Origin of the sequence: Neobacillus drentensis (assembly GCF_036962125.1) — a bacterium.
Classification (GTDB): Bacteria; Bacillota; Bacilli; order Bacillales; family Cytobacillaceae; genus Neobacillus; species Neobacillus drentensis_B.
Genome location: NZ_JBALOA010000016.1, coordinates 32351 through 52700 on the forward strand (window position 1 = coordinate 32351; position 20350 = coordinate 52700).

Annotated in this window: 20 protein-coding genes and 1 rRNA gene; 5 read left to right on the forward strand and 16 right to left on the reverse strand. The window is 38.0% G+C overall.

Annotated features, from left to right (window positions below; all coding sequences use genetic code 11):
- Nucleotides 1–235: 235 nt before the first annotated feature.
- The 3 genes from V7121_RS15920 to V7121_RS15930 all read left to right on the forward strand — a co-directional run bounded on the left by V7121_RS15920 (nt 236) and on the right by V7121_RS15930 (nt 3459).
- Nucleotides 236–1063 (forward strand): HAD family hydrolase, encoded by an 828-nt coding sequence (locus tag V7121_RS15920; protein WP_335547191.1) that lies wholly within the window; start codon nt 236–238, stop codon nt 1061–1063.
- A 111-nt stretch (nt 1064–1174) separates the two neighbouring features.
- Complete coding sequence (locus tag V7121_RS15925) at nt 1175–1672, forward strand: hypothetical protein (protein WP_335497201.1); 498 nt, start codon at nt 1175–1177, stop codon at nt 1670–1672.
- A gap of 179 nt (nt 1673–1851) precedes the next feature.
- Nucleotides 1852–3459: a hypothetical protein gene (locus V7121_RS15930; protein ID WP_335547193.1), complete on the forward strand. Its 1608-nt coding sequence runs from the start codon at nt 1852–1854 to the stop codon at nt 3457–3459.
- Nucleotides 3460–4060: 601 nt separating this feature from the next.
- Here the strand turns inward: V7121_RS15930 and V7121_RS15935 are convergent.
- The 12 genes from V7121_RS15935 to V7121_RS15990 form a co-directional block, all read right to left on the reverse strand.
- Nucleotides 4061–4759, reverse strand: coding sequence for an LrgB family protein (locus tag V7121_RS15935; RefSeq protein ID WP_335547209.1), 699 nt, complete (start codon nt 4757–4759; stop codon nt 4061–4063).
- On the reverse strand, nt 4759–5127 hold the full coding sequence (locus V7121_RS15940) for a CidA/LrgA family protein (RefSeq protein ID WP_335497206.1): 369 nt from the start codon (nt 5125–5127) through the stop codon (nt 4759–4761). The genes V7121_RS15935 and V7121_RS15940 overlap by 1 nt, the downstream gene beginning before the upstream one ends.
- 136 nt (nt 5128–5263) lie before the next feature.
- Nucleotides 5264–6142 (reverse strand): LysR family transcriptional regulator, encoded by an 879-nt coding sequence (locus tag V7121_RS15945; protein ID WP_420490723.1) that lies wholly within the window; start codon nt 6140–6142, stop codon nt 5264–5266.
- Between the two features lie 444 nt (nt 6143–6586).
- On the reverse strand, nt 6587–6787 hold the full coding sequence (locus V7121_RS15950; RefSeq protein WP_026568674.1) for a cold-shock protein: 201 nt from the start codon (nt 6785–6787) through the stop codon (nt 6587–6589).
- A 178-nt stretch (nt 6788–6965) separates the two neighbouring features.
- A complete protein-coding gene (gene brnQ / locus V7121_RS15955) occupies nt 6966–8345 on the reverse strand; it encodes a branched-chain amino acid transport system II carrier protein (protein ID WP_335497212.1) in 1380 nt (459 codons plus the stop codon).
- Between the two features lie 296 nt (nt 8346–8641).
- On the reverse strand, nt 8642–9331 hold the full coding sequence (locus V7121_RS15960) for a BsuPI-related putative proteinase inhibitor (RefSeq protein WP_335547195.1): 690 nt from the start codon (nt 9329–9331) through the stop codon (nt 8642–8644).
- A 160-nt stretch (nt 9332–9491) separates the two neighbouring features.
- On the reverse strand, nt 9492–10283 hold the full coding sequence (locus V7121_RS15965; RefSeq protein WP_335497218.1) for an HAD family hydrolase: 792 nt from the start codon (nt 10281–10283) through the stop codon (nt 9492–9494).
- 113 nt (nt 10284–10396) lie between these two features.
- Nucleotides 10397–11590, reverse strand: a complete 1194-nt coding sequence (locus V7121_RS15970) for a glucose-1-phosphate adenylyltransferase (protein ID WP_335547196.1) — start codon at nt 11588–11590, stop codon at nt 10397–10399.
- 246 nt (nt 11591–11836) lie between these two features.
- Nucleotides 11837–13069, reverse strand: a complete 1233-nt coding sequence (locus tag V7121_RS15975) for a DUF438 domain-containing protein (RefSeq protein WP_335547198.1) — start codon at nt 13067–13069, stop codon at nt 11837–11839.
- A gap of 134 nt (nt 13070–13203) precedes the next feature.
- A complete protein-coding gene (locus V7121_RS15980; RefSeq protein ID WP_420490594.1) occupies nt 13204–13854 on the reverse strand; it encodes an amino acid ABC transporter permease in 651 nt (216 codons plus the stop codon).
- A 43-nt stretch (nt 13855–13897) separates the two neighbouring features.
- The gene (locus V7121_RS15985; RefSeq protein WP_335547200.1) at nt 13898–14677 is read right to left on the reverse strand and encodes an ABC transporter substrate-binding protein; all 780 of its coding nucleotides are present in this window, start codon (nt 14675–14677) and stop codon (nt 13898–13900) included.
- Nucleotides 14678–14695: 18 nt separating this feature from the next.
- Nucleotides 14696–15418 (reverse strand): amino acid ABC transporter ATP-binding protein, encoded by a 723-nt coding sequence (locus V7121_RS15990; protein WP_335547201.1) that lies wholly within the window; start codon nt 15416–15418, stop codon nt 14696–14698.
- A 355-nt stretch (nt 15419–15773) separates the two neighbouring features.
- On the opposite strand from V7121_RS15990, the gene V7121_RS15995 reads away from it, so the two are divergent.
- Nucleotides 15774–16751 carry a ring-cleaving dioxygenase gene (locus V7121_RS15995; protein WP_420490724.1) on the forward strand — a complete coding sequence of 326 codons (978 nt, stop codon included), beginning with the start codon at nt 15774–15776 and terminating at the stop codon, nt 16749–16751.
- An 81-nt stretch (nt 16752–16832) separates the two neighbouring features.
- On the opposite strand, the gene V7121_RS16000 is transcribed toward V7121_RS15995, so the two are convergent.
- Nucleotides 16833–17177, reverse strand: coding sequence for a flagellar basal body rod protein (locus V7121_RS16000; protein WP_335497234.1), 345 nt, complete (start codon nt 17175–17177; stop codon nt 16833–16835).
- A 143-nt stretch (nt 17178–17320) separates the two neighbouring features.
- Nucleotides 17321–18280 (reverse strand): DUF1835 domain-containing protein, encoded by a 960-nt coding sequence (locus V7121_RS16005; protein ID WP_335547205.1) that lies wholly within the window; start codon nt 18278–18280, stop codon nt 17321–17323.
- 171 nt (nt 18281–18451) lie between these two features.
- Here V7121_RS16005 and V7121_RS16010 point away from each other — a divergent pair, with 171 nt between their 5' ends.
- Nucleotides 18452–18760 (forward strand): hypothetical protein, encoded by a 309-nt coding sequence (locus V7121_RS16010; protein WP_335497238.1) that lies wholly within the window; start codon nt 18452–18454, stop codon nt 18758–18760.
- Nucleotides 18761–19574: 814 nt separating this feature from the next.
- On the opposite strand, the gene V7121_RS16015 is transcribed toward V7121_RS16010, so the two are convergent.
- Together V7121_RS16015 and rrf are read right to left on the reverse strand one after the other, a co-directional pair.
- On the reverse strand, nt 19575–19865 hold the full coding sequence (locus V7121_RS16015; RefSeq protein WP_335547207.1) for a hypothetical protein: 291 nt from the start codon (nt 19863–19865) through the stop codon (nt 19575–19577).
- 361 nt (nt 19866–20226) lie between these two features.
- Nucleotides 20227–20343: ribosomal RNA gene (gene rrf / locus V7121_RS16020) — 5S ribosomal RNA — on the reverse strand.
- Between the last annotated feature and the right edge of the window lie 7 nt (nt 20344–20350).

Below are 20350 nucleotides of genomic sequence, written 5' to 3' on the forward strand. Positions count from 1 at the left end.
GCGTGAAAAAGTAACGTGAGCAATTGAAAAACACTCCACCGGCCAATTAAGTTATGGTATTGATTATAGAAGGAAAAAATTGTAATTTCAACCCTAATGTCAGATAACCAAGCATATTTTCATTGATGGTGTCAGGTACCCTATTTCACCTATAACCATAAATTTGGAAACACATTTCGGATTTAAATCTGATATAGTAGATTGTATGATGCAATGGAAAGGAATTAAGACAAAGATGAAATGTATATCAATAGATTTAGACGGTACGTTATTAAACTCTCAGCATGAAATATCCGTAGAAAACGAGAATGTTCTAAAAGAATTAAAGGTTCAAGGCCACTGTCTGATTTTAAACACAGGCCGAGCCTATGCAGATGTGATCAAGCTAAAGGCTGTTCAAAATATGGAGATTCCGATTTTTTGTATCAATGGTTCCGTTTTATACTCAGAAACAAGAGAACTAATGTACGAGGCTACGTTGACCACTTCAACCTATAAAAATATCTTTGCGCTATTAAAAGGACTAGGTGTTGGTATTCTTGTGTACACCAACCATGGTGGTTTTCCGTCCACTTTGCCTCCATTACACGGCAAGAGCAAACAAGAGCTTGATACCCTCTTCCAAGAATTCAATTATGAGACAATCCTTGAAAAAGAAAATCTAAAAATCTATAAAATGATTGCATTGGTCCACCCAGAGCAAATAGAAAAAATTGATGAAGTTAAAAACGCTTTAGCCGGTAAATTTGATATTTCAATCGCCTCTTCTTTTCCAAATAATGTTGAAATCACTTCAAGTGATGCCCATAAAGGAAAAGCTTTACTACGTTACCAGCAAATGATGAATCTTTCATTTGATGAAATCATTGCCTTTGGTGATGGCGGAAATGACCTGGCTCAGTTTGAAGTGGCAACCACTTCTGTAGCCATGGGGAATGCCCCTGAACTTGTTAAAGAAAAAGCCGATCTCATTACAAAGACCAATGATGAAGATGGTTTTTCTTATGCGGTTCGGGAACTTTTACAGTTAGTATCCACTAAAAACGAGGTTAACTCTCTGTAAAGAATCTTTAAGTTCCGCACAAATTGTCGAATAATTTTTTAAATGCTTGAAGACATGTCTAGTCATTTAAGACCATTGATTGCATACCCTTCTTACTAAAGGAGGGTTTTTATGCAAAGAGAATTCTCAAATAAAACAGCCTCAAAATCTTCTGGTATTTTTGGACTTATTTTCTGTTTTATCGGAATTGGATTTATGTTTATTAATGTATTAATTGGCTCCATTGTTGTCATTCTCGCCCTTGTCATTTTTCTTTGTATGTATTACTTTGCCAACGACACCACCGTAGTCTGTCATGACCATGGTTTTACTGTCACCATCGACAGTAATCGAAAAGGTACATCAGTTAATGATTATGCGTGGAAGGACGTAACCGACACCCTCTATTACGAGAAAGAATCTGCAGGCGAAAATAACACGACTACCTGCTATTTTCAAGTAAAAACAGAAAATGGCGTGGCCTTTACTGTCTATGAAATGAGGAATTTTCATGAATTGATTGAAATCTTTAATCAAAATACAGAACACTTAGCATACTTTTGGGAAAAACCAACCGGAATGTTCAAAACTCGCTATCAAAAACAAAACCGCATTCCAAATAAAGCATAGAAAGACACCTAAAAGGCAGTTCACTCTAAGAGTCCAGTAAACATTCTGGGCTTATTTTTTATGGGTGTCTTTTTGTGGTACCTGACACCTTCTGTCCGAATTCATTATTTCATGATAATATGGGGAGTAGATTCTCAAAATTAAAGTTGAAACTCTTGGGGTAAAAGGTAGGTTCCTATATGAATGGCTATCAACAGTTAACGGCAAGTTTTGATTCGTTTATGACGATTGTAGATATTCCAGATTTCGATTTGCTCCTCACGATTGCGATTGGATCGAGGCATATCATCCACGAAGATATTGCTGAAGTTTATAAGCAGCACAAGGATGACTATTATGAATTATTTAAAACCAGCCCTTATTATAACGATCATAGGCTGGCCAGTTTGTCCGTCTTCAATTACCGAGCAATCCAGCAGTTTATCGGGCTTTATCTCCATGAACGGACATTACAAAAAAATGACCTTACAATGAAATTCATTAAAAAAGGATATCGGTTTGTCTTTAATTTTGTTAATAATAAAAAATTGGTTAATTTTTATGAGTTACGTGAACGTTTCTTAGAATATGTGAAAAGAAACAACTATGAAAAAACCATTCATTCTGCCCATTTATTTGGAGTTGCTCTTTACTTATGTAAAGTACTGAATAAACAAATTCTCTTTGATGAATTTGATGTAAGTCTGATCCAGAACTCAATCAAGCAAATTTTTACGTCCAGAGAATTCCAGCCAGAAATAAGCAGCGAGGCGGAAGACTTTTTTAAGCAATATCAGTCGATTGGATTAACTAAAAAAGACTTTCAATTACCATTAAATCACTTAATCACGTCGTTAAATGACGTTCATCGCCAGCAGCTTGCGTCAGAGCGTGACCTCGATTTAGCGGAAGATCATGAAAGCATCAACGAACTGATCAAACAACATCAGTTTTACAAAGCCTTAAGTAAAATGGGCATTATCCTCCAATATTGTAATATTGATCCGATTGATCTCCAGAATATTACTAGTATCAATCATGCAAAAATGAAAGAAATTATTGCCTTGTGCTTTGAATCGAAGCAGTTATTGCTTGAAGAAGATATTTATAGTCTCCTCGGAACCTATTTAATTATCAATGGGCTGGCAGAAGATTACAATTCAACAAAGCATCAGTTAATTATCACTTCGCAAGAAGAAGCACAGAATGAGCTCATCCATTTAAAAAGAGAGTTTGAAAGCAAAATTACGATGTTAGAAAAGGTAGAAACTTCCAATCAGGAAACACTCTCAGAATTAACTGAATCTAATACTCAGTGTGCCGAAACCATACAAGAGCTGGAGCGACAGCTAAAGAAAAAAGAGTTCGTCATTGAAGAGCAAAATCAGCAAATCCTCTCGTTACAAGCAAAACTGAATGAACAGCTTAGCAGGAATCATCGGTCGATCGAATTATTAGATGAAGAAAAGAGCGAAGAGGAATTGGCTGATTATATTAATAAATGGAAATGTGTCGTTATCGGTGGTCTAAAAGGATGGCAGGATCAATTAAAGGGCTATCTTCCTACTTGTCGATTTATTAGCCCCGACGAAGTAAATATCGATTGGGACTTTCTCTTACATGTTGACCTTGTTTTATTTAATGAATCAATAAACAATCACTCTATATATCAAAAGGTAAAAACTACCCTTGTTCATACTGATGTTCCTATCTGTTACACAGGAGCAACTACAAATATGAAACTCACTTTAACTAAAATGTTTAACCATCTTCGTAGTTTGGAACGAGAAATGACTAGTAATGAATAATGGGCCTCTCAGATAAAACTGAGATGGCCCATTTTTAGGCTATATATCAATTCCCTAAAAAGTACAGCAGTACTTCGGGGACCGCCCCGCCTTTTAGGGAATGTTTATTTCATTGACATCCCTCCGATTCTTATCCTTCTCTAGCAGTGGTCCTTATTTCTATCATTAGCTTATAAGCATCTCACCCCTTTTTTATAAATCATGCTTCACTCTCGAACAATTGAACACCTTAAGATTATGGATTATGGAGGTTCTTCATCTCAACTGTACTAATCCCTCATTCAGGATTTTGAAAGATAACTTCCTGCCTGGACAAAGAATCCAAGTTGACCCTCCACTAGCAGTTGATACTCCACATCCCTCCAATCTGTAAAGATGTCAATGCAAAACAAGCGGATTTCAATTACTAATGGTCCACCTCCCTCGTACTTTGAACACTTAAATAGGAACGCGCTTGTTTAATGCATCTCCCTTACACTCATTATTATTTCCATCGTCTTTCCATTATTTCACTCTACCTGTTACAGTACTGTGAACATTAAAAGGGTGTCAGGTACCATGTGAAAAATTCACATGGTACCTGACACCCAAAACCTGAAATCTAAAACAGATGGTGGATATTAAAGTTCATTAACGATGGAATGAGGAACGCTCCCCAAATTAAGGTGATTAGTGCTGCGAAGATCATCGCCAGTGAGGAGAAGGTGGCTTCTTGTTTCCCATACTCAAACGCTTTGTTTGTGCCTACCCCGTGTGCGCCCATTCCCAAGGCAAGACCTCTGGCAATGGGTGTTTTAATCGAAAGCCCTTTAATCACCGATGGTCCGACCACACCACCGATGATTCCTGTTATAATGACGAACACCGTCGTCAAGGTCGGCAGACCGCCAATTTCCTTTGAAACTTCGATCGCAATTGGGGTGGTAATCGACCTTGGCAGCATTGAAGTGATAAAGTCGTATTTCAAATGGAATAAATTCGATAAACCGAAGGTAGAAAAAATCGCCACTAGTGTGCCTGAGGTAATACTGATGACAATCGTCCCAACATATTTTTTAATGACACTCAAGTTTTTATAAATGGGGACAGCAAACGCAACTGTTGCCGGTCCAAGTAAGTGTGTCAGCCACTTGGAATCTTCCAGATATTGATTAGCTGATACATGGGTAACTGATATTAACGCAATTAAAAGGATTGGTGCAAGCAGTAATGGATGAAAAAAGAACAAACTCCATTTTGCGTAGGCCTTTTTAGACAAACGATAAATAACAAAAGTTATGACCGTAAACAAAATCATCATCAATGCTGCTCACTCCTTTTCCCACCCGTTATTTTTTCTGCAATTAGTGCCGTTATTCCCATCACAATGATTGTACTAACCCCGATCAAGCCAACGATTTCTGCACCCTGGACACTAAGAATTTCATCGTAGTTAACAATCCCTACAGCAGAAGGGACGAAGAAAAGCAGCAGTTCCGCCAACAGCCAATTCGCTCCCCTTTCCACCCATTCCAATTTGATAATCTTAAAATAAAGGGCAAGAAAAAGCAGGCATAGTCCGAACATGGATGCTGGGATGGGAAGTGGAACAATTTCTTTTAAGGCCGCACCAAGAAATAAAAACACATGTAAAAATAACACTTGTATGATAATGACTCCAAGTTTCATCGAAATAATTCCCCCCGTCAAACAAAAAAAGGAGTGATCAAGACTCCTTTATTCCGAAATTAACTATAGAGTATATGGTACGCTGTTTTACATCATTCGTAAAATACATAATCCGAATGATTTTCATAACTAAAAGTTATAATGGTTCTTTTAAAATAAAATCAATAAAGGTACGACCTGCATTAGAAATATAACGGTCTTTCTTAGTGATAACCGCAAGTCGCCATAAAATATCTTCTTTCAGATCAATAATTTTTAAATCCGGATTAGAAGCGCGGTTACTTATCGATCGTGGCAGAATGGTGATTCCAAGGTTAGCAGCCACCATTTCCGTCATCAGGTCCCACTGTGAGCTCTGAAACAGAATTTTCGGCTCAAAACCTGCCTCAATAAACTTATTTCTCATGATCTGATTAAGGGCAAATTCTTCATGATAAAAGATAAACTCCTCATCTTTTAATTCCTTAATATCTACCACTTCACGGGATGCGAGGCGATGATCTTTGTAGACTAATAATTTCATTTCTTCTTCAACAATCGGATAGACGTCAAATTGCCCTTCATCAATCGGGAGAACGGCAACACCCAACTCGAATTCGCCTTCTTCGACACTCTTTACGACCCTTGCTCCGCCATATTCGGTAATGGTTAGTTCGATATTAGGAAAAGCACGATGAAACTTTGCGATCACTCTTGGAAAAAATAAACTGCCAATAATCGGGGGCAAACCAATATCGATCTGCCCCCTGGACAAATTCGTGATGTCATTTAAGGTTGTTTTCATTTCAGAGAGGACTCCAGACATTTTTTGCGCATATTCCAGAACAATCCTTCCAGCATCGGTCAGGTCACTGGTCTTGTTAGTACGAATAATCAGAATCATCCCTAGTTCGTCCTCTAAAGCCTTGATTGATTTACTCAGTGCTGGTTGGGAGAGATGCATAGCCTCTGCTGCCTTTGTAATACTTTTATGTTTTGCAACTTCGATGAATAATTGTAATTGCCTTAATTCCAAAGCTAACACCTCTGAAAAAGATAAAGTTTTTTGTTTCATAATTTTAATATTTCAATTTACCTATTTTTTATAGGCTAATTTTTTCACTGTTTCCTTCCTTTTGATTGAACATATCCCCATTATAATTCTTTTCAATTAATTCAATCAATTTAAAATTAGGGATTAGGATGATTGTATGCTATACTTTGTTTACCATTTACTTTACGTTTCATAAGACCGCCCTACTCAACTGCAGAGTAGGGTTTTTTATTATCATAACTGTCTGCTGATTTCCGCTTCAGGCACTTCGCTTTCCGCGGGCGTTGCGGGGAGTCTCCCGCAGGAGTCTTCGTGCCTTCCACTCCAATCAACAGAGTGTCATATCAACAATAAAGTTTTATACAGCTATTATTTTAAACACAAAAAAAGACTCCCATAAAGAGAGTCTTTTATATATAGGTTCAATTATGCTTTACGAACGTTAGTAGCTTGGGGTCCACGTTGACCTTGTTCTACTTCAAATGTAACAGCTTGACCTTCGTCTAAAGTTTTGAAACCTTCGCTTTGGATAGCTGAGAAGTGTACGAATACATCGTCTCCTGCTTCGCGTTCGATGAATCCGAAACCTTTTTCTGCGTTAAACCATTTTACTTTACCTTGTTCCATTGTTGTTTCCTCCTCGTGTGCTGCGCACACATTGTGTTACTATCCTTGCTCAGTACTTCAAGACAGAAAGTTTAGCACTTATTATCCTACGACTAACAAAAATAATTCCTCTTAACTATAACAGAGTTTTGCTAGAAATGCAAATAGGTATTAAGAAGGAAATTTATTCATTCCGATTCTATGCAGCATTTTCTGTATTATTTTTAACACGGAAAGTAAAGAAATTCTTTGCACTGACAAAAATCGCTGTAATTAAAATCGTAATTAAAACGGGAAGCAGCCACCCAAGGCCATTCTTATATAAAGGCAGCACTCGCTCATAAAAGGCAACAATATGAGTCAGCCAGCCAAAATACTTCATACCCAGCAGGTCACAGAAGGTTTTAAATCCGTCGATGATACTAATCATAAAAGTGACTGAGATTGCAGCAGCATACACGATTTGTGAATGGTTAAACAACTTCGACAAAAATGTCAGCAGCATCAAAGCTACAGCCAATGGATATAGGAACATTAATACTGGTATCGAAAAATTAATGATATTCGCTAAACCGAAATTAGCAATCGCAAACGATACGAGTGAAAAGATGAATACCCACATTTTGTAACTAATTTTTGGTGCAAGGGTATGGAAATATTCACCGCAGGCTGTCATTAAGCCAATACTGGTTGTTAGACAAGCAAGCAGGATGATCACCGATAGCATAACCGTACCAAACATTCCGAAATAATATTCAGATGCCTTCCCGAGAACGGGACCGCCTGTATCAAATAGACCGAACGCTCCTGTGCTTGTTGCCCCTAAATAAGCAACACCAACATATATAATTCCCAGAAACATCGTCGCAATCAGCCCGGATTTAGCTGAGGCTAAAAGAATACCACGAGTAGATGTGACCCCCATCGAACGAATTGAATTAATAACAATGATCCCAAATACAAGCGATGCTAAGGCATCCATTGTGTTATAGCCTTCCATAAATCCTTTGAAGAAAGCACCGTTTGCATAAGATGCCTGTGGCGCCTCAATCAATCCTAGTGGTTTAACAATAACCATTACTAGTAAAACAAATATAAGAATGATAATGGCTGGAGAAAGAATTTTTCCGACCCGGTCAACTAGCTTGGCTGGGTTTAATGAAAACCATAATGTCACGATAAAAAATAAAGCGGTAAAAATAAATAATCCAATTTGTCCAAAGCTTTCGCCTACGAATGGGGCAATTCCGATATCATAAGCAACTGCTCCCGTCCTCGGTGCTGCAAAAAATGGACCAATTGTTAAGTAAAGAAGCGAGGTGAAAATAATCCCGAATAGTGGATGAACCCTGCTTGCCAGCTCCTCTAAATTCTTACTACCCGAGAACCCCATCGCGAGGATTCCAAGAAACGGCAGCCCAATTCCTGTAATTAAAAAGCCTGCAATCGCCATCCATACGTTTGTTCCTGCATTTTGTCCAAGCGCTGCTGGAAAAATTAAATTGCCTGCCCCAAAAAACAGCGCAAACAACATGACTCCTATCACGAAATACCTTGAAAAGGGTAATTTATTTTGCATAATCGATACTCCTATCTAGTTGTTTCTTTCTGGTTACTAATTTTCTACTTCCATTTGATATATTCCGAGAATAATATTACTATCCATTTAAACTATGTTCAACTTATTTTTATGATTTATTAGATTATTTCGAAAGGATAAGTCTTATATTACCTAGATTATAATTAAATTGCAATAATTATCTGATAATGATTAAATTTTACCAGAATAACATTTAACAAAAATAATGGCCCAAATTATTCAAAAGTTGTCAGTAAAAAAGCCTTTGCTACATTTTTAGCAAAGGCTTTTTTTCTTTATTTCTTTTCCAACACAAACTCCTGAATTGTCTTTTGGCCTTTATCATTTTCCTTGTACAAAAATGAAACTTGTTGGCCTTCTTTTAGGGATGATAATTGTTTAATGGCCTCCTCTGTTAACTGGAAGGCTGTCTTTTTACCGTTTATATCGACTTCGATGGTATGGGGGTCCATTTGGCCAACGAGCACACCAGACTCTTTGTTAAACGAATTGTTAACGATGAGATCCGTGACAACTTTGGCTTCCTCTTCCTTAGCGGTTAGGAACACCTCAACCCTATAATGACCATTAGGAAGATCCGAAATGATAAATTCCTTAGCGATTTCTTGATTACTGCCTAGCTCAACTTCTTTCATAGCTTGTGTTGACATGACTTCATCCGAATATTGCTTCACTTTTTTTCCTTTTAAATCGTAAACAATATAATCAGCCTCCAAGCCACTAGTAAAAGTCAGTTTCTTTGTTTTTTCAGAGAGATTTTTAACTTTGTAAAAAATCATCATCGTATTATTTACTGCTTTCGTTTCAATTGTTGCATGAAACTTCGCAGCAATCTCATTCTGCTCTGGAAGCTCTGTCTTTTTCCCTTCTGCATTGCCCTTTGGAGTGTCATCTGTTCCACACCCTGCTAAAATGCCAAATAATACAATTGAAAAGATTAAAAGAAACCATTTATTTCTAAGCATTCCATTCATCCCTTTCCAAGACGATCTTTAGCCATATAGTCGCCGAAAAGTGGAACAAAGTTACATAATTTCTATATTATTAATCATTTTTTCAAAAAAAAAAATTGCCTTTAATATAGGACAAGCCTATACCAACGGCAATTTTCCAACAAGCGCGCACTTACTTTGATTTTAAGTCTTCTAATAAAGGAAACAGTTCTTCCAAATGGTTAATCTCATATGTAGGAACCACTTCATTTCTGACTTTGTCATGACGGTTAATCCAGACTGTTTTGATACCTGCTCGATTCGCGCCAAGAATATCTGTCATGAGATTATCCCCCACCATCAGTACTTCATCCTTTTGGAGGGACATTAGGTTAAGTGCATGTTCAAAAATGGTTGGATCAGGCTTCCCTCTGCCAAAATCCCCAGAAATAACAATTTGCTCAAAATAGGGAACAAGTTCAGGTGTAATCTCCAATTTTGTTTTTTGAAGATTGGGTGAGCCATTGGTCAGCAGTAACAGACGGTAATTCTCTTTTAATGTATCAAGAATTTTAAAAGATTCCTCATAGACAAATGGCTGGTTCCTGCGTTCTTGTGGGAAGCGTTCCGCTAACTCCAAACCAAAATCCGCATCCTCCACGCCGATTGCTTTCAACCCTTCTGTCCAGGCATCTCTCCGATAAGCAGGGACAGTTTCCTTCATTTTGCGAAAATCATCGTGATTATCTAAAAAATCCCCCCAAAGTCCCTCAAATGGATTGATCCCGATCATTTGCGTAAACGGATAAAATTCATAGGAAGAATAAATCTTTCTAGCCGCCTCTCGAACGGCTTCTTCAAGTTGCTCTTCATCCACGCCATACCGTTCCTTTGCAACACGACATGTGGCTGCGAAGGCTTCTTTCACACTTTTTTGATCCCAAAGCAGTGTATCATCCAAATCAAAAAAAATCGCCTTAATCATTATGACCTTCCCCTTGTAAAAAGATATTTCTACTAGTTTACCATTTTAAAAAATGAAAATATATAATTCTGAATTCTTTTATTCTTCATAAGGGAAGGAAATCGACAAATATACTAAGATGAGACCGGTAAGACCGTATTTAAGCTGGTTAACTCCTGAAATGCTGGATCAACAGTTACATTATTGCCGACAACCATTAAATGCAGATTTGGGTCCTTTGAGATAATAATAACTCCCTTCTTTACCACTGTTTGACTGCCAATCACAGCATTTTCAATCCAAGCGTTTTCTTCAATAATCGTACCTGGCAGGATGACGGCATTTTTAATGCGCGCCCCCCTGCCCACCTTTACACCGCTATAGACAACGGACCTTTCGATTGTCCCGTATATTTCACAGCCTTCACTTAGTAAACTTTGATGGACCCTTGCCGAATCATCCAAAAAGAGCGGGGGTACATTATTTTCGACAGTTTGGATTCTCCATTCCGGATTTTGCAAAAAGATATTCGTCTCCTTATTTAAAAGATCTAGGTTCGCATCCCAAAAACTACGGACGGTTCCTACGTCCTTCCAATAGTTATCAAAATAGTAAGCATAGAGCTGTAATCCATCACCTAACATGGAAGGAATGATGTCTTTCCCAAAATCACGATTGCTAAATTCTTTTTGTTCTTCTTGGAGCAAGTACTCTTTTAAAACGGTCCACTTAAAAATATAAATACCCATAGATGCTAAATTGGTAGTAGGTCTTTCCGGTTTCTCTTCAAAATCGACAATTTTATAACTTTCCGAATCCATTTTCACTAGACCAAAGCGGCTGGCATCTTCCCAAGGGACTTCCACCACAGCAATCGTACAATCTGCCTTGGTTTCTATATGCTGCTCGAGCATTAAAGAATAATCCATTTTATAGATTTGGTCAGCAGATAAAATCAGAACATGCTCTGGCTTGTGTTGATCGATAAATTCGATGTTTTGAAAGACAGCATGTGATGTGCCTTCATACCATTCGACCCCAGAATTATTGCGCTGAAATGGCGGAAGAATGGTTAGTCCACCAAAACGGCTATATAAATTCCAATAACTGCAATGGCCAAGATGGGAATGCAATACATAAGGTCTGTATTGCGTTAAGATCCCCACCGTTTCAATTCCAGAGTTCCTGCAGTTACTTAAGGCAAAATCAATGATCCGGTATTTCCCACCAAACGGGACTGCTGGTTTAACTAGTGATTTTGTTAGCAGATTCAATCTTGTTCCCTTCCCACCAGCCAATAGTAACGCAATCCATTTTTGTTTTTTCATTGTTTCCCTCCTCGTGATATTAAATTTTCCATTCATTACCTCTTCCTTTACTTTTATTATCTCCGTTTTCTTCCATTTTTCCGTTGAACGTGTTACAGTTTTGTGAAAATGCTCTGCTTTTCTATCGACAGTAAAAGCAAGGCAACCACTAAAATTAGCTACTATTGTCGCAATATTAGATGAAAGATTTCAAAAAAAACTGCCATTTCTCAACAATCGAAATGGCAGTTCTGTTTCTCTATCCTCTTAAAATAAAATCCGCTTTTCCCCTTCTATTGCTTTGATTGGATCGATATTTTGTGTGAATTCAAGGGTACCGATATACTTACCATTCTCATCACGGACAGCAAAATAGCGAATATATACATACTTATCTTTAAACTTAATCCAAAAATCCTCGCTCTCTTTTTTACCCGACTTAAAGTCAGCTAACAGTTCTTCGACGACATGGACACTTCTAGGTGGGTGGCAGTTTTGGACGGTCCGGCCAATGATGGCTTTCGTCCGCGCAAAAATTCTTTCTTTCCCATGAGAGAAATAACGAACGACATCCTCATCGTCGATGAACGTGATATCTACCGGGAGATGGTTTAATAATAACTCGAGCTGTTTTAATGACAAGATACCCGTTTCCATTTTAATATAGCCTTCTGAAATGGCCTTATCCTCCAGCGCCTTTCTCTCCGGCTTCCATTCTACCGCAGGAGCAATCAGACAAAAGCCTATTTCATCACTCTCATGGGCGATTTTGACCCATTCATCCTCGGTTAAATTCTTTATTGCCATCGGGAATAGAATGTTTTCTTCTTTATAAATCATTCCGATTACTTCTTGAATGACATAATTGAGCACTTCAAGGACGGCTTCCTTGTCTTCAGAGTAATTTACCAGTTTTTGTTTACCATCTTTTATCGCGTCCCGGATAAAGTCATCGATTCTCCACATATTTGTGGTCGGACCATAGATTCCGTATTTCTCTAGGTAGGGAAAAATCAAATTCTCCTTGCGACTATAGTGTTTATCGATATCCAGTAAAAGATTAATATCGTCAATAAGTTTATAAGCATTATCTACCGAATCGTTTTTTTCAAACTCCTCTAGGTTGACAAGCATTTTCGTCTTTAACAGCTTAGTAATCTCCTGATTCTCCATTATAAAGGTATGAATCGGATGCCCCGGTTCATCTTCTGGCCGACCATTTGGCCGGATTTCCTCTTTAATCGTTCCTTCAAATATGGCTGAATGCTGCTTGTAGATATGCTGAAGTTCAGACGCAGTAAGACTACCATCTTCGACAAAATCATGCTGAAGTTGGGTAATTTCATCGACAGTTATTTTTCCGATAAAGGCATCAAAGTGGGCTTTAACCTCATCGACGTTTCTTCCATTATGGAGATCAGTAAAAAGGTTTTTTAAAATGGCCAAGCGCTCTGTATTGTTAATAGTTATATGTTCGCGGTTATTAATGATTTCACTCATATCAATATTCTCCTTCACGGTTGCAATTCGTTTGATATTTGTTCTCATTAATAACTTAACACTTCCAAAAATGTTTGTTTGTGATTAACATCATTAGTAACAAGGTAATTGTGAAAACTTTTTGGACAATAAATTTATTTTGATTCAATATCCAACCGTCTTTCTAATTTTCTAAGCAGATATGAAAATAAAAGAACGAGAGCTAAATAGTAGAATCCCACCACCATGTACGTTTCTAATTGGCGATAATTCGAGGCCGCTTCACTTAAGCCAGACCCCCATAAGTCGGCCATCCCCACATACGCTACCAAGGAAGAATCCTTTAACCCGATAATAAATTGATTGCCTAACGGCGGGATGGAAAATTTGAAAGCCTGGGGCAAAATAATTCTCCTCATTGCTAACGGATAGGTCATTCCGAGTGATCGCGCTGCCTCCATCTGACCCTTATCTACGGATTGGATGGAGCCGCGGAATATCTCAGCAATGTAAGCCCCGTTATGGATGGCTAAAGCCAAAGCCCCAGCCCAGAACTGCGAAAAAGTAACAACCGAAGCGATCCCAAAATATAGGATGGCAATTTGCACAATCAAAGGGGTACCTCTAATTAATTCAATATAGACTGTTGCCAATTTATTCAACCATTTATTGGTAGAAATCCTGAAGAAAGCAACAATGAGCCCGATAACAGATCCAATCACAAGTGATGTAATCGTTAATCTCAAGGTAAGAAGCGCCGCGGCAATAAAGATCTCGTAGGTGTCCAGGAAGATTTGAACGATGATTAACACCCTCTCTATAAGTTAGTCATAAGGGTACCTGACACCCTTAATCTCCTAAAATACTGCGACCAAACCATTTGTTACTAATTTTTTCATAGGTTCCGTCCTTGATAATTTCAGCTAGGGCCTTATTTAACTTATCGAGCAATTTTTTATCTTCTTTTCTAACAGCAATTGACTGGTCATCATGTGAGAGCGGCTCGCCGACATCCTTTATCTTAATTGACCCATCCTTAATAATAGGAAGTCCAACCATTTGGTCTGTAATAACCGCATCTAACCTTCCTGTCGGAAGATCCATAAGTGCAGTAATATCACTATCATATTCAATCACATTTTCCTTAACTGTATTTTGCAGTGCCAGTGCCTTGTATGTGCTCGCCTTAACAACTCCAATTTTCTTTCCTTTCAGATCAGAAACAGACTTAATTGATTGATTATCTTTAGCTACAAAAATTTGTGCTCCTGACCGGTAGTACGTATCAGTAAAATTCACCGATTTTTTGCGTTCATCTGTAACGGTCATACTTGCTAAAATGGCATCAAATTTCTTGGCCTGCAAACCTTGAATCAGGGTTTCCCAAGGGTTCGTAACAGCCACCGGCTTCATTCCCATTTTCTTCGCCAGCGCTTCTCCAATTTCCACATCGAAACCGGCCAATTTCCCATTCTCTTTATAATTAAAGGGCTTATATAACCCGCTCATCGCGTATACGAATTCCTTCTTGTCACTTCCACTGCTTTTTTCTGAACTACTACATGCTGTCAACATGATAGAAACGAAGAACAGAGAAACGAACAGTCCTGCCAGCCAACTTTTTTTCATAGTAACCCCTCCGGATTTTTATAGAATACTGTTTAAAAATTGTTTTGCTTTGTCATTTTGCGGATTAACAAAGAATTCCTTTGGCGATCCCTCTTCTAATATCTTTCCATCTCCCATAAAAACCACCCGATCAGCTACTTCGCGGGCAAAGCCCATTTCATGTGTGACAACAACCATCGTCATTCCCTCTTGTGCCAGCCGTTTCATAACCTGAAGAACTTCTCCCACAAGCTCTGGGTCAAGCGCTGATGTCGGCTCATCAAACAGCATGATTCGGGGTTCCATCGCTAGCGCCCGTGCAATTGCAACCCGCTGTTTTTGACCTCCTGAAAGATTCCTCGGATAGGCCGTTGCTTTGTCAGTTAATCCTACTTTTTCGAGTAAAGACATGGCTTTTTGATTGGCCTGTAGCTTGTCCAATTTTTTAACATGTACAGGAGCTTCCATTACATTCTCAAGCACACTCATATGAGGAAAAAGGTTAAACTGTTGAAAAACCATACCGACTTCTTCACGCACTTTATTTAAGTCGGTAGTATTTGGAATAATCTTTTCACCTTTTAAGAAAATTTCGCCGTGATCGAACATCTCGAGAAAATTAAGACAGCGTAAAAGTGTACTTTTTCCAGAACCACTTGCACCAATAATAACTACAACTTCTTTTTCCTCAACTGAAAGATTGATGCCATTTAATACAATCTGTGAACCAAAAGACTTAACAAGGCCTCTTACCGTAATCATGTCACCCTCCTTTTTAAGCAAAATCGTTATTTTCGAAAAGTTATATATGCACCTGTACCTAGTTAATCCTATTTAATAGGCGAGGAATATATTCGTTCAAGAGGGTATAAACAAATAATATTTAGGAAAAAAATAGAGAATTTTTGATATATTTCATTTTTGCAAGAAAAGATAAATTGAATTCTTCTGAGCCTATCATATTTTTGACAGCATCTTTAATACGTGTTATATTTATCTCGAATTAAAGATAAATAGTTTAAAGATAATAATTCAATTTTATTTAGAAGATACTTTATTAAATAAGCCTTTTATTAACATATATATGGATAACAGAAGGCAAATGGAGGGTTTACTTATGAATGGATTAAAAGGGATGCACCATGTAACAGCTATTACTAGCAGTGCAGAAAAGAACTATGAATTTTTCACGTATGTTTTAGGCATGCGTTTAGTTAAAAAAACCGTTAATCAGGATGATATTCAAACCTATCACTTATTTTTTGCTGATGATGCAGGCAGCCCAGGTACAGATATGACTTTTTTCGATTTTCCAGGGATTCCTAAAGGAGTACACGGGACGGATGAAATATCAAAAACTTCTTTCCGTGTCCCAAGTGATGCCGCAATCGAATATTGGGTGAAACGCTTTGATCGTTTGGAGGTCAAACATACAGGCGTTAAAGAGCAATTTGGTAAAAAAACATTGTCCTTCGTTGACTTCGATAATCAACAGTATCAATTAATTTCTGATGAAAATAATCATGGGGTTGCAGCTGGAACACCTTGGCAAAAAGGACCCATCCCATTAGATTATGCCATTACGGGACTTGGCCCCATCTTTGTTCGCGTCGCAAATTTTGACTATTTTAAAGAAATGATGGAAAAAGTACTATTATTTAAGGAAATTGGCCAAGAAGGAGCGTTCCATTTATTTGAAGTTGGTGAAGGAGGCAATGGAGCCCAAGTGATTGTTGAGTTTAATGCCATCCTGCCACAAGCGCGCCAAGGCTTCGGTACCGTCCATCATGCCGCCTTCCGTGTTGATGATCGATCTGTTTTAGAAGAATGGATTGGACATATGGAAAGCTTTGGTTTCCAAACATCTGGCTTTGTTGACCGCTACTTCTTTGGATCGCTGTACACAAGAGTCGCACCACAGATTTTGATTGAGATTGCCACAGACGGCCCAGGATTTATGGGAGATGAGCCTTATGAAACACTAGGTGAAAAATTATCTTTACCGCCATTCTTAGAACCGAAACGGGAACAAATCGAGAAATTGGTGCGTCCGATTGATACGGTCAGAAGCACGAAAGAATTCTTAAAAGAATAATGAACACACAAAGAGCGCGGCCTTGGGGCCGCGCTCTTTGTTTATTTCAGCGTTAAACAGAAGGTTATTCTCAGCTGCTTGCTAATTTTGTATTTCGTTCCATTGCTTTTCAAAATTAATGAAAGGGTCTGATTCTTCCTTGATTATTACCTGGTTGTTGCTGTTCCATTTTTTATAGACAAGGTATAAAACATAGGCAGCCGCCACACCAATAATCGCTGGAATATTGTGAAGTGAAGCTAAAAGAACAATTACCCCAATAATTCCTAACCCAATTTTCCAACTGGTTGATTCCGTTTTTAGAAACTTTTTGTAGATGAAATATAGAAGCACGGCACTAACAATCAGTCCAATCATCGGACCAATTGTTGAAAGCAAAATCAATGCGGCAATCCCACCTGCTAAAAGCAAACCAAATTTTTTCATTTTGTTTTCCTCCTATTTATATCTTGATATCATCTTACCTTTTTTCTTGAGTTATCATAATTGCGCCTAAGCTTGATTTTCAACTCAGTCCAAAGACGTAGAAAAGGTCAGCCCCGCACTACACTAGAATGTGTGAGACTGACCTAAATTTTTTTAAGCTTGTTCCTATTCCAAAACCAATAATCCTCTTTAAAATTTACCCCGCCCAACCACCAATCATGCTCAACAGCCACTATCTGATATTTTTGTCCATTCAAAACATCTAAACCATAGGAAGTTAATTTAAGCCTTGCTTTAGGTTCAGGATTCTGAAAGCTAGGTAATGGCCCATCCGCCTCCAACAATGGAGAGGGTCCAGTCATTAACTCATTAAGCATAGCGGCAAAATAAAGGTCACCAATACCATCATTGATTTTTTGCACCGTAATGGCCTGAAACAATTCCACAAAGGGGCAGGTATTTGTATTAAGGTATTTAAGTACCAAAGCTTCTACTTCATTTAGACCCGTGTGAACTGATGGAAAATAGCGTAAATGAGATTGTAATGCTTGCTTCAAAAAAGGTAATTCCTGTTTTGAAGAAGCAATCCAAATTTCAATGTCATTCGGATTCTTTGACGTATATGCTTTCCAGCCAGAAACCGCTTCTTTTATTTGCTCATCTGTAATGGGTTGTTTGTTTTTATAAAAAAGGCCTTCCAAATGCTGTGAGGATAATTGCCCCAGCCCATAAAAGGAATCGATTCCCTCATACTCATTAATTGTCACCATCGATAGGTTTTCACACTCTTTTTTGGATAGTTCATTTAGCACATACATTAACATCGTCTGATCATATCGATCGTGCTCAAACCAGAGGACAATCTCAGTCTCCCTTGGGATTTCATAAAGTAATTGATTTTGGTCTACACAATTTTGAATGAATAATGATGCTGGAATAGCTAACTTTCTTTCAAAAAAGGCTGCTCGACAGCTAATCCAATTTATATGCGAAATGTCAGCAGATAGTGGACCAAAATCATACATTTCCCGCCAAACGAGAACCTCTCCTGGAAGATTTCCAAGCTTACTGCCCACCACGTCCCCATTAACAAGATGAATCATATTAATACCTCTTTTCTAGTCGACATACCCGGGTAGAATCGTATTACATTATTCTATCATTTAAGTTAAATCCCTTCTAATTATGCAAAGATTAGCATTGTTCCTTAAAAAGGATTGCATATTCGTTTTTCCATATGCATAAGGTTTTAAGACGGGAAAAGGAGTGATGATATGATTAGTATCGAAGCAACCAGAAAAATTGAGAGTATTGCCCATCCGAAAGTCCAAAACATTATTAGAGTTTGTGTGGAGCAAGGATGCCAATTCAAACCACATCCAAGTAATCCTAATTTGGTTAATTTATTTGATCCTGTCCGCAGGAAAAATATCATTGGGGATATCAATCTTTTAAGTGAAAGAGGGTATTTTACTCTAGAAGTGGAAAATGGACGGTTCAAAACCTTCCGAAATGAAGTTTTGGGATTGGATATCAATCGTGATGATTTTGAATATAAGGTCTTAAAACGATTGAAGCGATAAGGTTGATATCTAGAAGATACTGAAAAGTGCAATGAAGTTTAGTTTCATTGCACTAAATCAATTAATTTTACAAAATAGACGGCGATTATACCAAAATTCTAATTAATTTTACAAAACTTAGAGATAATTTTACAAAAGTTAGATACTATTTTACAGAATATGTAAAAATATTCCATATTTATATTCACAAGCATAGTCCGGATCTCATCCATAACGAATTTTCTTAAACAGTTACCGTTCCATGCATTTTTCTTCATCTATGGGGTTTCGCCTTCAATTCCTCCGCTCGAAATATCACGATACTCGCACTACCTGACAGCTATACATTTCCGCAATAACGGCAATGGGAATTTGGATAAGAGCCGTATTCCCTTGAGTATCCAACCTATATAGGTGATCACACAATTTCACATCATACCCGAGGAGTGGTGTCCTCCTAATCCTAACGCTGATACAACGATAAGTAAACGTTGCATGAGCATGCCTGCCTCCATCTGCTAGATACGATATCCTCTATATCCGAATGTATCTTTATCGTAATTCCTCACCCCTGTCACATGAAAGCAGAGTAGAACTTGGAACAAATTTACATTATCCGTTGACATCCCGGATTGGAGCAGGAGTCGGTGATCCCCGGGTTGGATCTGTCTTAGTGCATGAGCATTACGTTCATAGTGATATGCACCATTAGGAATTTCTTCAACATTATACATACAAACACTTAACGAGACGCGTGGCTCATGGTTATGATGCACAGCTTCCAAAACATTTCGATACGAGAATAAGTCCGTCACCCCCTGTAAGAGATAAGCTACTATCTGTGGACTGACTTTTCCAAAACGAAATCCAGGCTTTGAGAAAATCGATTTCGACTCGCAGTTACCAGATCATATGACATCCTCTCTGTATCTGGCAGAGCTATCAGTTGATCATTAGCTTTCACATTTCGCTTTTCCTTGACTGGGACAAACGAAGAAGGAGAATGTAGCATGGCTGCTTGATTTAATTTGATTAACATGGGGAATTCTTTTACCTTCTTTGAGCGGACATAGTGATCAGGCTGAATCGCTTGTAATTCGCGAATCAGCTCTTCTGAGGTTACCATTCTTTCACTTTCACTCCCGTAAGAGGACCAATTGGTAGGTTCTACCGATAACGGGATGACCGCATAAACACTTTCCTCTTTTTCCGATAAACCTAGCAAATGATTTACGGTCTGATTAAGATAAAAAATTTAACCAAGGACAGATTTAATTTGAAAAATCCAGGTATGACAAAAGTACTTTATATATAGGTGAATATAATCATTTCGAATCTTCTCCAACTAAATATGTATAAAGAATAGGTATTGCTACTGATATAAAAGTCTATTTTGCTAATTTTCAGAAACTTCCTCTAGTTAAAAAAAGGGTGTCTCCAAAAGTTATTATTTTGGAGGCACCCTTTTTTTGTTTAATAATTATTATGCCTGGCAACGTCCTACTCTCACAGGGACGCGTGTCCCAACTACCATCGGCGCTGAGAAGCTTAACTTCCGTGTTCGGTATGGGAACGGGTGTGACCTTCTCGCTATTGCTGCCAGACTATTTT